Here is a 13,375-nt window from a genome sequence, read left to right on the forward strand (position 1 = left end):
GCAGCCCTGTATCGACACGCTTTCGCTCGTCCTCCGCGCCATCTGCAGCGGAGCGGGCATCCTGTGTCGATTCGGCGGCGCGGGCGTTACATCAGCGCGCCGATGTAGGAGTACTTGACGAAGACCTCGGCCGAGAGGCCGGCCTCGTCGAGCACGCCCTGCACGGCGGTCAGCATGTACTTCGAGTCCCAGCCCATGTAGAGGTAGTGCGACTCGTCGAGGGTGTCCCAGTGGCCGTTCCACGCCTGGGAATCATAGAGCGGGCCCCCGCGCTGGGCGCTGAACGCGACGACGCTCGGGCGGGCATCCGCCCACAGGCGTTTGAAGATGCGGTTGAAGAGATACTTCACGTCGTACACCTCCCAGTGTTCGCCGCGGTACTCGACATACTCGAACTCGCGCTCCCAGCCGCGGGGCCAGCCGCGACGGCGTTGGGCGTCGAGGATGGGGGTCAGGCCGTCGTCGTCGATGGCGGTTCCGGATGCCCGTCTCCACACTCTCAGAAACACGTCGGTCAGCTCGACCGTGCGGCGGGCGATCGCGGCGGTGCCCCACTCGGAGACCCCGGACAGCGCGGTGGTGGTCGGAACGGCACTGGAGGCGTAGAGCGCACGCTTGGCCGGGAACGACAGCCCGACGGCGCGCTCTGCGAGCGGCTGCTCCAGCAGGGCGAGGTTGCCGAGCGTCTGCGCGAGTGCGCGGTGACTGTTCTGCTGGTCGTCGCTGTACTCCGACCACGGGGTGTCGCCGCCGCCGCTCCAGGTGTCGGACGGGGCCAGCGGAAACACGTTCTCGACGTCGAGACCGGCGAGATCGACAGGAGTCTCGACGCCCGCGATGCGCCCCAGCACATACCCGGGGTGAGGGAGGTCGCTGAACTTCAGCGCCACGCGCACCCGCTCGTCTGAGGGGGTGATGCGGGCGATCGCGCGCCGCAGAGCATCCGTCCCCTCCTCGCGCGCCCGACAGAGCCGGGCCACCAGTCGGTCGACACCCACACCGACCACAGTGCGGCGCAGCACGAGCGACTGGATCTGCTCCAGCGTGTCGATCAGCGCCTCCCGCCCCAGCAACTTCTGCGAGTACTCGTGGTAGGCGCGCATGGCCAGGGGATACATCCCGCGCCCGAACGTGTTGAGGTACCCGAGCTGGCGACCGATCTCGGCGTCGGCCTCGCGGGCCGGCTCCAGCAGCATCCGGAAGACGCCCGAGAACTCGCGCCACTCGGTCGCTTGCGCGCGGAGCGTGTCGAGGTCGAGCCGGGGAAAGCGCTGCCGAAAGGCGTCGTACACCCCACGCTCCCCCGCCACGGCGACCTCGCGACCGGTCGTCATGACGAGGTAGTGTCGCCAGAAGCTGGCGATCGACTCCCCCGTGTTCTGCTCGATCGGCACCCAAAAGGTGTCTTCGATCTCGCTCTGCTCGGCGTGCGAGAGCCCCATCAGCACGTAGTTGTGAATGAGCTCGTGATCGCGAAGCGGCTCGCCGGTCGAGTTCAGGCTCTCGAAGATCTGCTGCGCGTTCGCGTCGGCGCCGAGCGTGATCGCGACGTGCTCGAGCTTCTGCAGTCCGCGCCAGACGCGGGCGACTTCGTTCGGCAGCACCTGGCTTCGAAAGAACGCGTAGTTGTCGTCGAAGCGCGAGTCGCGCGCCTCGTCGCCCGGCCCGCGGCGGTTCAGAACGACGCTCTCGAACACGTCGGCCCACGCCCGGTGCGGGCGGAGCTTCGTGCGGTTCGGGTCGGCCGAGCGCACGAGTACCTGCGCCAGTTCGGTGGCAAGGGAGGCGTGGGCGTCATCCTGCAGCACAGTGTGGTGCAGAGCCGCGATCAGCAGCATCAGCGTCGTGATGCGCTGCTGCCCGTCGATCAGCACGAGCTCGCCGGAGTCGTCGTCTGAGTCGTCACCGGAGTCGTCGCCGAAGCTCGTCGTCGAGAGGATGGAGCCGATGAAATGCCTCTGCCGATCATCCGAATCGGCCGCCGCACGGATGTCGCCCAGCAGTTGTTCGCAGCCGCCGATGTCCCACCGGTACTGGCGCTGGTACACCGGAACGACGATGGTGCTCGAGGGACGGGCCAGCCACTGGATGGTGTTGACAGCGGTCGCATCGACGTTCGTGGCAGAGACCATGGCTTCGATCGTACAGACACGCAGCCGTCTCCCCGCTCAGCAGAGAGCCGGATGTTAGGCTGTCCTAACCTGGACCTGTTAAAACGTGCTGGTCCAAGACGAAAGGGCATGATTCCACCATGGGATACATAAAATCTGCCGCTCTGGAAGAAACTGGCTACGTAGTGCTCGACCGCTACAACCAGGAGCTCGACCCCACAGAGTGGCTCGACATCGAGTACAACGACTGGAAGTCCTCCGGCGACACCCGCTTCGCGCCGCTGGCCAGCGCGTTCGGCGACATCGAGTGCAACGGCTTCTGGAACCACAAGCCGCCGCGCACCGACAAAGACGGTGTGTTCATCGACTCCCAGGTGGAGAAGGCCCCGAACCTGACGCGTCGCGCCCAGGAGCCGGGCGCCAACGTCGGCCGCTGCCGGGTCATCGAGCTGCAGCCGAACGAGTACGCAGACACCCTCTACAACCTGCACCAGGACGACAACAACCGCCTGAACCCCGACGGCACCGGGTGGGTCGTTCGCGGCTTCTTCAACCTGACCGACGACAAAGACAGCTACTTCGTGCTGCGGGAGAACCGCACCGACCCCATGGGCGAGACGCGTATCGCGCTGCCGGCCGGCGCGCAGCTCATCGTCGACACCCAGCGGCTCTGGCACGCGGCGACCCACCCGGGTGCCGAAGCGCGCTACTGCCTCATCACCTCGTGGACCTCGGGCCCCGAGCTCGACGCCTACATCGAGAAGTACAACGGCGTGAACCACGTCGAGAGCGTCGAGGTACCCCAGGATGTGCTCGACGCCGGCCAGGCCGAGCAGGCCCGTCGCCTCGCCGCCCGTGCCGCCGCCCTCGCCGCCCGCGGCCAGGCCGAGCAGCTCGTGATGAGCGAGGCCTGATCCTCGTTCCGTGAACGGAAGGCGCCCCGGTCGATTCGGCCGGGGCGCCTTCCGTTCGTTCGGGCTCCGGAAGGATCGTGGTCGTGGGTGGCGTTGGCGGCATCCGTCGGCCGTTTCGACGCCGCTCTCGAGGTGGAGGGCCCGCCCGAACTCGCGGCCGCCGTCAGCGAACTCGCCGTGCGCTTCAGCGCCGCGGCGGGCCGATAACGCTTCAGCGCTGCGGCAGGCCGATAAGGAGGGGGCACAGAACCGGGCATGCAGGGATGTGGGATGATCAGGTATGTTGCTCCCCTCGCCCGTGGCCCCCGATGCTCAGGCGATCGTGGTGCGCAACAACGTCACCGTGCACGGGCTCGTCGGTGCGCCGGTGATTGTGTTCGCACACGGATTCGGCTGCGACCAGGGAATGTTCCGCCGGATGTTGCCGTTCTTCGTCGACTCGTACTGCGTCGTGCTCTTCGATCACGTCGGCTCCGGCGGCTCGTCGCTCGCGTCGTACGACCCCGTCGAATACAGCTCGCTCGACCGCTACGCCGCCGATCTGGCCGAGCTCGTCGACGTGCTGGAGCTGGAGGATGTCACCATCGTGGCGCACAGCGTCTCGGCGATGATGGCCATAGCCGCCGCGGCTCGGAGACCGGCGCTGTTCAGCCGGCTGGTGCTCCTCGCCCCCTCTCCGTCGTACCTCGACGACCCAACGACCGGTTACGTCGGGGGTCTCTCGAAACCCGACGTGGCCGACCTCCTCCAGTCGCTCGACGAGAACCACATGGCCTGGTCGGCGGCCATGGCGCCGGTCGTCATGGGAAACACCGCCGAGCCGGTGTATGCCGACGAGCTCGAACGGAGCTTCTGCCTGGTCGACCCGATCGTGATCCGAACGTTCGCCCGGGTGTCCTTCCTCTCTGATGTGCGCGGACTGCTGGGCTCCGTCTCGGTGCCCAGCCTCATTCTGCAGTGCTCCGACGACGCACTCGCGCCGCCGGGCGTCGGGGAGTACCTTCACGAACGACTGTCGGGCAGCGAGCTGGTCGTGCTGAAGGCAACCGGCCACGTTCCGCACGTGAGCGCACCCGAAGAGACCTCGCAGGCCATTCTCCGATACCTCCGTGCACCGTGAACGCGCCAGACCTCGACTACGAGGCGCTGTTCCTCGGATCGCCTGCCGGAACCATCGTCACCGACGGTGAGGGCACGATCGTCGCGGTCAACGACGGGTTTCTCCTCTGGACCGGGTGGCAGCGCGAAGCTCTCGTCGGCACGCCGTTTCGGGCGTTGCTCCCCATCGGAGACCGTATTCTGTTCTCCACCCGCACGGCAGCCCAGCTCGATCTCTCGGGGCAGGTTCCGTACACCGTGATGACCATCTTCGGGCCCGACCGACAGCCGATTGCTGCCGCGATGATGGCCTCCCGCGTGAAGACAGATCCGCCCCTGTCGATGTTCACGATGGGTCAGCGCCGCCAGCAGTCCGCCGAGCAGACGCAGTTGATCTCTGCGGTTCGCCACGCCGAAGCGGCCATCGTCAGGAGCAAGGAGGCCGAGCAGGGTTTGGAGCAGCTCGCCCGGCATGACTCGCTCACCGGGCTTCTCAACCGTGACGGGTTCCTCGCCGATCTGACCGACCTCGTCTCGGCCAGCGGTCCGAATGACGACCTTGCGGTGTGCCAGCTGGGGCTCGACCACTTCCGCGCGATAAACGAAAGCCTCGGCACGGGGGCCGGCGACGTCATTCTGCGCACAGCGGCCGACCGCCTGCGGCACCTGCACCCCGACGCTCTGATGGCGCGGGTCGGCGAAGACAGTTTCGCCGTCGCCGTCCCCCGGGCCAGCCAGGGCCCGGGATTCGAAGACGACCTCCTGGCATCCGTCGCCGAACCGCTGACCGTCGAAGGCCTCGAGATTGTCATCACAGCCAGCCTCGGGGTCGATGTTCTCGATGCTCCGACCGTCTCCGGTGGGGAGTCGCCCACCTGGCCCTCCGAACAGGCCGGGTCGCTGCTTCGGAATGCAGGAACGGCGATGTACAACGCCAAGTCGGCGGGCCGCAACCGGTGGCGGCGGTTCACCACGAACGGCGCCTCGTCGGCGATCGACGAGATCAGGCTGCTGGGTGAGATCCGCGCCGGGATCGCCAAACGGGAGTTCCGCCTCGACTACCAGCCCCAGCTGAACCTCGCCACCGGGCGGCCTCTCGGCGTCGAAGCCCTGATCCGCTGGGATCATCCCCACCACGGCACGATCGCGCCCGGCAGGTTCATCGACATCGCCGAAAGGTCGGGCCTGATCAGCCATCTGGGGGCATGGGTCTGCGAGACGGCGATCGCGCACTGCGCCCATCTCAACGAAGACCCCACCCATGGCCCCTTCACGATGTCGGTCAACGTCTCGGCGCGGCAGTTCAGCGACTCCGACTTCGCGGGATCCGTCGCGGCGATGCTCCGCATCCAGAAGCTCGACCCGGCGCTCCTGACCGTCGAGCTGACCGAGACCGCCCTGATCACCGACACCGAACAGGCCCTCACGACGGTCAGAGCGCTCAAAGAACTGGGCGTTCGGCTCTCGATCGACGACTTCGGCACGGGCCACGCCGGGTTCGCCTACCTGCGGGACTTCCCGATCGACGAGATCAAGATCGACCGCTCGTACATCGCGCAACTCGACGTCACGGCCGAGGACACCGCGATCGTCGTGAGCTGCATCGAGCTCGCCCATGCGGTCGGTATCGTCGTCGTGGCGGAGGGTGTCGAGACGGCCGAGCAGCTTGCCCGTCTCACCGACCTCGGCTGCGACTACGTTCAGGGGTTCTACTACGCACGTCCGCTGAACGAGGGCATGCTGGAAACCTGGCTCTCGTCCCACCGCGCAGGCGGCTGACCCGGCGCGACTCGTCTCGCCGCGTCTCGTCCCGCCGCGTCTCGTCCGGCCGCGTCTCGTCTCGCCTGCGCTTCAGAGCCAGGGCACCGGCAGAGCAGAAACCCGCTCGCCGGCTGCGGCCCCCGCCTCGGGACAGATCAGGATGCCGTCGGCCTCGGCCAGGCCGCGCATCATGGCCGAGCCGCTCCAGTCGTTCAGAACAGCCCGGCCGTCGACGAGACGGTAGGGGCTGAGCAGAACGGCACCCGGGCGCCCGCTGAGCACGTCGCGGGTGATGACGGAGGTCTCAAGCGGAGCCGTGAGCCCGGCGAATGCCGCGAGGAGCGGGGGCCCGAATGAGAGGAGCCCCACCATCGCAGCAAGGGGGTTGCCGGGGAGCCCGAGCAGCAGACGACCGTCGGGCAGCCGCGCGAGCAACGACGGGCCGCCCGGCCGCATTGCGACACGGTCGACCAGCAGTTCGGCGCCGAGGGCCTCGAGCGCCGCGTGCAGGTGGTCGACCTGTGAGGTGCCGGTGCTGCCGGTCGTGATGATGAGGTCGGCGGATGTCGCGGCGGAGGGCAGCGCGGCGGGTATGGCACCGAGCGCAGCCACGAACGCCGCCAGCGTGTCGGGCACGCGGAGCGTGGCGATCACGTCGCCGCCGAGCGATGCGACCAGCGTCGGCAGGGTGACGCCGAAGCTGTCCCGCACGAAACCGGGCAGCGGAATGCCCGCGAGCTGCACCTCGTCGCCGGTCAGCACCAGCGCGACCCGCGCCCGGGCGACGACTGGCAGTGTGTCGTGTCCGCTCGCGGCGGCCACGGCGACGTGGGCCGGGTTCAGAACGGTGTGCGCCCGGAGCACAGTGGCGCCGAGGCGCGCCTCCTCCCCCGACGGCCGGATGTGACCGCGTCGGCGAGCCTGGTCGCCGACGGCATCCGGGGTCTCGGTCAGGAGCAGGCGCACCCCATCCTTCGTCGCACCGGTGGCCGATCCGGCGCTGGGCTCTGGGGTGGGCGCGGTGTGCACGCTGCCCTGCTCGCTGCGGACGACGCGGGTCGCGCCGGGGGGCACGAGTCCGCCGGTGACGATGACCTGCGCCTGTCCCGCCGTGAGGGGTTGGGCTGCGGAGGCGGCCGGAACGAGCATCCACGGTCCGTCGCCGGCGACCGCCCAGCCGTCCATCGCCGAGGAGGCGTAGTGGGGCACGTCGCTCAGGGCGACGACGTCGCGGGCGAGAGTGCGTCCTGCGGCGTGAAGCAACGGTACGTCGACCGACACGAGCGGTTCGGCCGCCTCCCAGGCGCGCTGTCGGGCCGCCGACCAGTCGGGTCTGACGAGGCGGTCGGTCACTCTCCGGCCGCTGGCGGGATGTCGGCGCGGTTCGAGTCTCCGGCCGAGGGCGCAGAGCGTGCGGCATCTCCGGCCGCAGGCGGGATGTCGGCGCCGACCGGGTGCGCAGGGCGGGCGGCCTCGCCGTACTCGCCGATCAGCGTCTGCGCGGTCTGGATGGCCTCCGCCACCGCGAGCTCCGGCGGGGCGGACGACGAGGACGCTCCGACCGCGCGCCCGGCCGCGAACCCGACGATGAACGTGGTGAGGGGCGCGGCCGGGCGCAGCACCGTGTGCGCGGCGTCGCCCGCCAGCGCGAGGATCGCGTCCACCTCGACCTCGACACCCACCTCCAGCCCCGCCAGGCGGAGCGCATCCGCCAGATCGGCACTCCAGTCGTCGAGTGTCTCGCGCTGGGCTTCGTCGTCGGTGCGGTTCATGGGTGCTCCAGGGGATGGCGGGCGTGGCTCCGGTCGGCGCCTGCGAGACGCACGGACGGATGATTCACGGTAACCCGATTCCGAACCGCGCGGCGTCGTCGGGGGTGTCGATGTCGTCGGTCGAACCCTCGGGAACGGTGACGAATTGCGTGTCGAGGGTCTCCAGCAGGGCGCGCACCGAGAGCCCGGCGAGCCTGCCGGCACGGCGATGCGGTTCTATGGCCTCACCGAGCGAGTGCGTTCGGTAGAGGGCGGCGAGGATCTGGCGCCGCCCGTCCACGCTCCGGGCCACGACGCCGTCTTCGCCGGCCACCCCGCCATCGGCGGAGACCATGCCTCCCGCACTGCCGGCATCCCACCCGGCCCGGGCCGCCAGCAGCGCAGTGACGGCAAACGCAACCCGCGGCATGTCGCAGGCGAGCACCAGCACGAAGTCGCTGGGAGCAGCGGACGCATCAGCCGCGCCGCGCGCCCCACCCGCAGCCGCACCCGCGTCCCCCTGCAGCGCGGCGTAGCCTGCCGCGATCCCCGCCGCCGGTCCCGCGAACGGCGGCTCCTCGCGGGCGAACAGCGGTGCGCGACCGCCCAGGGCTGAGCCGCCCAGGGCAGAGCCGCAGACGGCGGCGTCGCCGACGATCACCCTTCGCCGGGCATCCTGAACCGCGTCGAGGGAACGCTCGAGAAGGGTCCTGCCGTCGTACACCAGCAGCGCCTTCGGCACGCCCGACAGCCTCGAACTGCGCCCCCCGGCAAGAACGATGGCGTCGAAGATCATTCGGCAAGCCTAGGAGAGCACACACCGCAAGCCCGAGCACCCGCGTTGTAAACACAGGGTTTCGGTGATAGTCCTGAGCACATGGGAAGAATCACCGTGAGACGTCGGATCAAACGAGTGACGATCGGTGAACCCTCCCGGGCGCGGGAAGACCTTCTCGCCGCAGAGGAGCCACTCGAGATCCGCGTCGGTGGCACCGCACTCGCCATCACGATGCGAACGCCCGGCCACGATTTCGATCTCGCGGCAGGCTTCCTGGTCTCGGAGGGTGTCATCTCCCGCGCCGACGACTTCGCCACGGCCCGGTACTGCGCGGGCGCGACCGACGAGGGACTCAACACCTACAACGTGCTCGATGTCGTGCTCGCCGCCGGAGTCGCTCCACCCGACCCGAGTCTGGAACGGAACTTCTTCACCACCAGTTCCTGCGGCATCTGCGGCAAAGCGAGCATCGATGCCGTGCGAACGCTCTCGAAGTTCGAGACGGCGAGCGATGACGTGGTGGTGGATGCGGCCCTGCTCGCGACCCTCCCCGACCGGCTGCGGGCCGGCCAGGACGTTTTCGAGAAGACGGGTGGACTGCACGCCGCCGGACTGTTCGACGCCGCGACGGGCGAACTGCTGGTGCTTCGCGAAGACGTCGGCCGGCACAACGCTGTCGACAAAGTCATCGGCTGGGCGCTCACGGCTGGCCTGCTCCCTCTTCGGGGAATGGTGCTCATGGTGTCGGGGCGCGCCAGCTTCGAGCTGGTGCAGAAGGCTTCGATGGCCGGCATTCCCGTGCTCGCCGCTGTTTCGGCCCCGTCGTCGCTCGCCGCCGAACTCGCCGCCGAGGTGGGCATCACCCTCGTCGGGTTCCTCCGCGGGTCGTCGATGAACGTCTACACCCGCACAGAACGGGTGGATGACACGTTCGTCCTCGCCCCGACCCCCGCCCTCGAGAAAGAGACCGCCCGATGAGCCGCAAACCCCCCGTCGTCGACCCGAACTACGACGGTCTCACCGTGCATCCGCCCGAGAAGTGGGCCGTCGGGCTGCCCGCCATCTACTCGGCGAGCGAACCGGCCATCATCGAGATGGGCGTCGGTCGCAGCCTGAAGCTGCTCACCTCGGTGAACCAGAAAGACGGCTTCGACTGCATGAGCTGCGCCTGGCCCGACCCCGACCACCGCAAGGTGGCCGAGTTCTGCGAGAACGGTGCCCGGGCGATCACCTGGGAGGCCACTCCGGTCACTGTGCCCACCTCGTTCTGGGCCGAGCACTCCGTGACCGATCTGCTCGACAAGTCGGAGTACTGGCTGGGCATGCAGGGGCGACTCGTCGAGCCCGTCTACAAGCCGGCGGGGAGCGACCACTACGAGCCGGTCAGCTGGCAGAAGGCCTTCACGCTGATCGCCGACAAGCTGAAGGGGCTCGATTCGCCCGACGAAGCAGCGTTCTACACGAGTGGGCGTGCGGCGAACGAGACAGCCTTCGTCTACCAGCTCTTCGTGCGCGCCTTCGGCACGAACAATCTGCCCGACTGCTCGAACATGTGCCACGAATCCACCGGAACGGCTCTGAGCGAGACCATCGGTGTGGGCAAGTCGACGATCGCCTACGACGACTTCCTGGCCACCGACCTGATCATCATCATGGGCCAGAACCCGGGCACGAATCATCCGCGCATGTTGACCGCCCTCGAAGACGCCAAACGCAAAGGCGCGAAGATCGTTGCAGTGAACCCGCTGCCCGAGGCCGGGCTGCTGCGCTACAAGAACCCTCAGAATGCGCGCGGCATCGTGGGCCGCGGTACCGCCATCGCCGACCAGTTTCTGAAGATCCGGCTCGGGGGCGACATGGCGCTGCTGCAGGCCCTCTCGAAGCGCGTGCTCGAGGCCGAAGACGCACACCCCGGTACTGTGCTCGACCACGAGTTCCTGTCGACCTACACGGTCGGGCTGGATGCTCCGCGCACCCACCTCTCAACCCTCTCCGAAGACACCGTGCTTGAGGCCACTGGGTTGACCTCCGCCGAGATCGACGAGCTCGCCGCGCGTTACATCGCCTCGGAGCGCACGATCATCACCTGGGCGATGGGACTGACGCAGCACCGCAAGTCGGTCGACACCCTGCGCGACCTCATCAACCTGCTGCTGTTGCGCGGCAACATCGGCAAGCCGGGGGCCGGCGCCTCGCCGATCCGCGGTCACAGCAACGTGCAGGGCGACCGCACGATGGGCGTCTGGGAGCAGATGTCCGACACGTTCCTCGACGCGCTCGATGCGGAGTTCGGCATCACCTCGCCGCGCGAACACGGGGTGGACTCGGTCAAGGGCATCGAGGCCATGCAGCGCGGGGAGATCAAGTTCTGGTTCGGTCTCGGCGGCAACCTGGTCGCCGCCATCTCCGACACCGCCGCCGCAGAGGCGGCGATGCGCGGCACCGAGATGACGGTGCAGGTCTCGACGAAGCTCAACCGCTCGCACGCGGTGATCGGTGAGGAGGCGCTGATCCTGCCGACGATGGGGCGCACGGAGGTCGACCTGCAGAAGGCCGGTCCGCAGTTCCTCTCGGTCGAAGACACGGTCTGCGCCGTGCACGCGACGCACGGGGCGGTGCCCCCGGTCTCGACGAACCTCCTCTCAGAGGTGTCGATCGTGACGCGGCTCGCACGGGCCGTGCTGGGCGACGACGGGCCCATCGACTGGGAGGCCTTCGAGAGCGACTACGACACCATCCGCGACTCGATCTCGCGCGTCGTTCCGGGATTCGAGAACTTCAACACCGACGTTCGAAAGAAGGGTGGATTCGTTCTCCCCAACGGTCCCCGAGACTCCCGCACGTTCGATACGGCGACGGGCAAGGCGATGCTGACGGTCAACGAGCTCGAGCTGATCGAGCGGCCCGCGGGGCGGCTCATCCTGCAGACGATGCGCTCGCACGACCAGTTCAACACGACGATCTACAGCCTCAACGACCGCTATCGCGGAATCAAGAAGGGCCGCAACGTCGTCTTCGTGAACCCTGACGACCTCACCGAACTCGGACTGGCCGACGGTGACACGGTCGACATCTTCAGCGAGTGGAAAGACGAGCCCGACCGGGAGCTTCGCGGCTACCGGGTCGTGTCGTACCCGACAGCGAAGGGGTGCGCCGCGGCGTACTTCCCCGAGGCCAATGTGCTGATTCCGCTCGCCAGCGCCGCGCTCGAGAGCAACACGCCCGTGTCCAAAGCGGTCGTGGTGCGACTCGAGAAGGTGGCCGCGGGTGCGGCGTGACCACGATGGGCTGCGCGTGGGCGCGGCGTGACCGTGGTGGGCGGGATGTGCGCGCGGTATGACCGCGATGGGCGCGGCGTGACCGCGATGGGCGCCGTGGGCGGGGTTTGACGGTGGCGCGCGACCGCGGTGCGCGGGACGAGACCACCGTAGCCGCCGTCGACGCGGCAGGGCGACGCCTGGCCGCCGTCGCCGGAGTGCTGCTCGCCGTCGAGGCGGTCGTACTGACCGCTCTTCTGCAAACCGCGCACACCACGGTCGTGTTGCCGGTGACTGCCGCGTTCGCGGGTGGCGGCGCGCATGCAGCCGGGGAGCCCGTGCGGGTGACTCTGGCGCAGGTGGATGTCGGTTCCGCGGTCGTGGTGCTCTGTGCGCTGGTCGCGGTGGCCCGACTGGTTGCGGCTGGCCCGGCCCCTTCGGCAGCCGGCAGCTCGGGTCGCCCGCACACTGCCCGGTGGGTCGAATACTCCCTGACCGCGTCGATCACCGTCTTCCTCGTCGCGCAGCTGAACGGCGTCACCGACGTCGGAGCACTCGTCCTCAGCTACGCCGCGACCAGCGGAATGGTGCTCTTCACCCTGCTGGAGGAGCGGTCTGCAGTGGGGGCCGGGCATCCGAAGCTCGCGCTGTGCTTCGGCGCGGCCCTCGGAATCGTGCCGTGGGGCATCATCGCCTTCCAACAGATCGGAGCCGGCGTGGTGGGTGACCCACCGTCGGCGATCGTGCGGGTCATCACCCTCGTCATGCTCGCGTTCGCCGCCGCGTTCGCCATCATCCAGTGGCGCGGGTACGGCGAACGGATGCACACCCTGCTCAGCCTCGCCAGCACCTCCGTCTTCGCCTGGCTGGTCGTGCTCGCCGTCGTGCTCCCTGCCTGACCCGATCGCCCCTCTCCCTTTCGCCTCTCCCCCCTCCGCCTGTCTCCCTTTCGCCTTTCCCCTCTCCGCCTGTCTCCCTCCGCCCAGGAAGCGTGATCGATGGGCGCAGCGCGTCAGGGTGTGCGGCGCGCGCGGCGGCGATCGCGCCAGGAGAGGGCGCGGAATGCGGCCTCGTCTGCCGCGCGCTGTTCCTGAGCCGCGCGATAGCGCTCGTTGCGACGCTCGTGCCAGCGCTGCACTTCCGCCTCGACATCCCGAGGTGGCGTCACCACCGGTGGCCCGCCCTTGAGTTGCCGACGCGCCTCGACCACCCGTGCATTGAAGTCGGCCAGAAGCTCCCGCACCCGCTTCTCCGACGGAGCCGCATCGAGTCTTCCGTCAAGCTCGGCGTTCTCGCTCCGCAGCGTCAGGGCAGGGGGCCCGAGCCCGGTGATGTTCTCGCGCTCGATCTTCTGCTTGATCCACCAGTTCGGATCGTAGGCATCGTGCAGGTTACGAAGCGGCTTGCCCGCGCCCGGCAGGTTGTCGAACTCGCCTCGCCGCATCGCCTGCTGGATCGAGATCTCGACGAACTGCGCCCGGGCCTCCATGGACCGCTGGCCGGCGAGCGCGGTGTCGTCGTCGGCCGCTTCTGCGGACTCCGCGCCCTGTTCCCCGGCGGGCAGCGAACCATCGACACGGTACCGGGCCACGTTGAGGCGGGCGTCGCTCCGCTTCTTTCTCTCGCTCACAGTTTCCAGCCTAAGTTTCGGCACACCGATCGTCGAGACGCTTGACGACGAACGGCGAGTGGATGACCGGCTCCC

General features: G+C 68.6%; 11 protein-coding genes. 6 read left to right on the forward strand and 5 right to left on the reverse strand.

What is annotated here, in order from left to right:
- Positions 1-86 precede the first annotated feature (86 nt).
- Entirely contained in the window at positions 87-2,132 is a 2,046-nt protein-coding gene (locus B7R24_RS13215) for a DUF262 domain-containing protein (RefSeq protein ID WP_116419435.1), read from the reverse strand.
- 119 nt (positions 2,133-2,251) lie between these two features.
- Here B7R24_RS13215 and B7R24_RS13220 point away from each other — a divergent pair, with 119 nt between their 5' ends.
- From B7R24_RS13220 to B7R24_RS13235, 3 genes are all read left to right on the forward strand, one after another.
- Complete coding sequence (locus B7R24_RS13220; protein ID WP_116419436.1) at positions 2,252-3,025, forward strand: hypothetical protein; 774 nt, start codon at positions 2,252-2,254, stop codon at positions 3,023-3,025.
- Between the two features lie 280 nt (positions 3,026-3,305).
- Positions 3,306-4,145 (forward strand): alpha/beta fold hydrolase, encoded by an 840-nt coding sequence (locus B7R24_RS13230; protein WP_116419472.1) that lies wholly within the window; start codon positions 3,306-3,308, stop codon positions 4,143-4,145.
- Positions 4,142-5,902 carry a sensor domain-containing protein gene (locus B7R24_RS13235; RefSeq protein WP_172582823.1) on the forward strand — a complete coding sequence of 587 codons (1,761 nt, stop codon included), beginning with the start codon at positions 4,142-4,144 and terminating at the stop codon, positions 5,900-5,902. Before B7R24_RS13230 ends, B7R24_RS13235 begins: the two co-directional genes overlap by 4 nt.
- A gap of 72 nt (positions 5,903-5,974) precedes the next feature.
- Here the strand turns inward: B7R24_RS13235 and B7R24_RS13240 are convergent, their stop codons facing one another.
- The 3 genes from B7R24_RS13240 to mobA all read right to left on the reverse strand — a co-directional run bounded on the left by B7R24_RS13240 (position 5,975) and on the right by mobA (position 8,431).
- A complete protein-coding gene (locus B7R24_RS13240; protein WP_116419438.1) occupies positions 5,975-7,237 on the reverse strand; it encodes a molybdopterin molybdotransferase MoeA in 1,263 nt (420 codons plus the stop codon).
- Positions 7,234-7,656, reverse strand: a complete 423-nt coding sequence (locus B7R24_RS13245; protein WP_216363696.1) for a DUF6457 domain-containing protein — start codon at positions 7,654-7,656, stop codon at positions 7,234-7,236. Before B7R24_RS13245 ends, B7R24_RS13240 begins: the two co-directional genes overlap by 4 nt.
- Before the next feature lie 64 nt (positions 7,657-7,720).
- Positions 7,721-8,431 (reverse strand): molybdenum cofactor guanylyltransferase, encoded by a 711-nt coding sequence (mobA, locus tag B7R24_RS13250; protein WP_116419439.1) that lies wholly within the window; start codon positions 8,429-8,431, stop codon positions 7,721-7,723.
- A gap of 81 nt (positions 8,432-8,512) precedes the next feature.
- Between mobA and fdhD the strand changes: the two genes are divergently transcribed.
- From fdhD to heR, 3 genes are all read left to right on the forward strand, one after another.
- Entirely contained in the window at positions 8,513-9,391 is an 879-nt protein-coding gene (fdhD, locus tag B7R24_RS13255) for a formate dehydrogenase accessory sulfurtransferase FdhD (protein WP_116419440.1), read from the forward strand.
- Positions 9,388-11,691 (forward strand): FdhF/YdeP family oxidoreductase, encoded by a 2,304-nt coding sequence (locus B7R24_RS13260; protein WP_116419441.1) that lies wholly within the window; start codon positions 9,388-9,390, stop codon positions 11,689-11,691. The genes fdhD and B7R24_RS13260 overlap by 4 nt, the downstream gene beginning before the upstream one ends.
- A 113-nt stretch (positions 11,692-11,804) precedes the next feature.
- The gene (heR, locus tag B7R24_RS13265) at positions 11,805-12,569 is read left to right on the forward strand and encodes a heliorhodopsin HeR (RefSeq protein WP_147304040.1); all 765 of its coding nucleotides are present in this window, start codon (positions 11,805-11,807) and stop codon (positions 12,567-12,569) included.
- Positions 12,570-12,682: 113 nt separating this feature from the next.
- On the opposite strand, the gene B7R24_RS13270 is transcribed toward heR, so the two are convergent.
- Entirely contained in the window at positions 12,683-13,300 is a 618-nt protein-coding gene (locus tag B7R24_RS13270) for a DUF1992 domain-containing protein (protein WP_253259461.1), read from the reverse strand.
- Positions 13,301-13,375 lie beyond the last annotated feature (75 nt).

Source organism: Subtercola boreus (assembly GCF_003399645.1).
In the GTDB taxonomy this organism is placed as follows: domain Bacteria; phylum Actinomycetota; class Actinomycetes; order Actinomycetales; family Microbacteriaceae; genus Subtercola; species Subtercola boreus_A.

What these genes read in the sequence shown, in the direction of transcription:
- B7R24_RS13215 (WP_116419435.1), bottom strand. Translation starts at nt 2,132, where the DNA reads ATGGTCTCTGCCACGAACGTCGATGCGACCGCTGTCAACACCATCCAG.
- B7R24_RS13220 (WP_116419436.1), top strand. Translation starts at nt 2,252, where the DNA reads ATGGGATACATAAAATCTGCCGCTCTGGAAGAAACTGGCTACGTAGTG.
- B7R24_RS13230 (WP_116419472.1), top strand. Translation starts at nt 3,306, where the DNA reads ATGTTGCTCCCCTCGCCCGTGGCCCCCGATGCTCAGGCGATCGTGGTG.
- B7R24_RS13245 (WP_216363696.1), bottom strand. Translation starts at nt 7,656, where the DNA reads ATGAACCGCACCGACGACGAAGCCCAGCGCGAGACACTCGACGACTGG.
- mobA (WP_116419439.1), bottom strand. Translation starts at nt 8,431, where the DNA reads ATGATCTTCGACGCCATCGTTCTTGCCGGGGGGCGCAGTTCGAGGCTG.
- fdhD (WP_116419440.1), top strand. Translation starts at nt 8,513, where the DNA reads ATGGGAAGAATCACCGTGAGACGTCGGATCAAACGAGTGACGATCGGT.
- B7R24_RS13260 (WP_116419441.1), top strand. Translation starts at nt 9,388, where the DNA reads ATGAGCCGCAAACCCCCCGTCGTCGACCCGAACTACGACGGTCTCACC.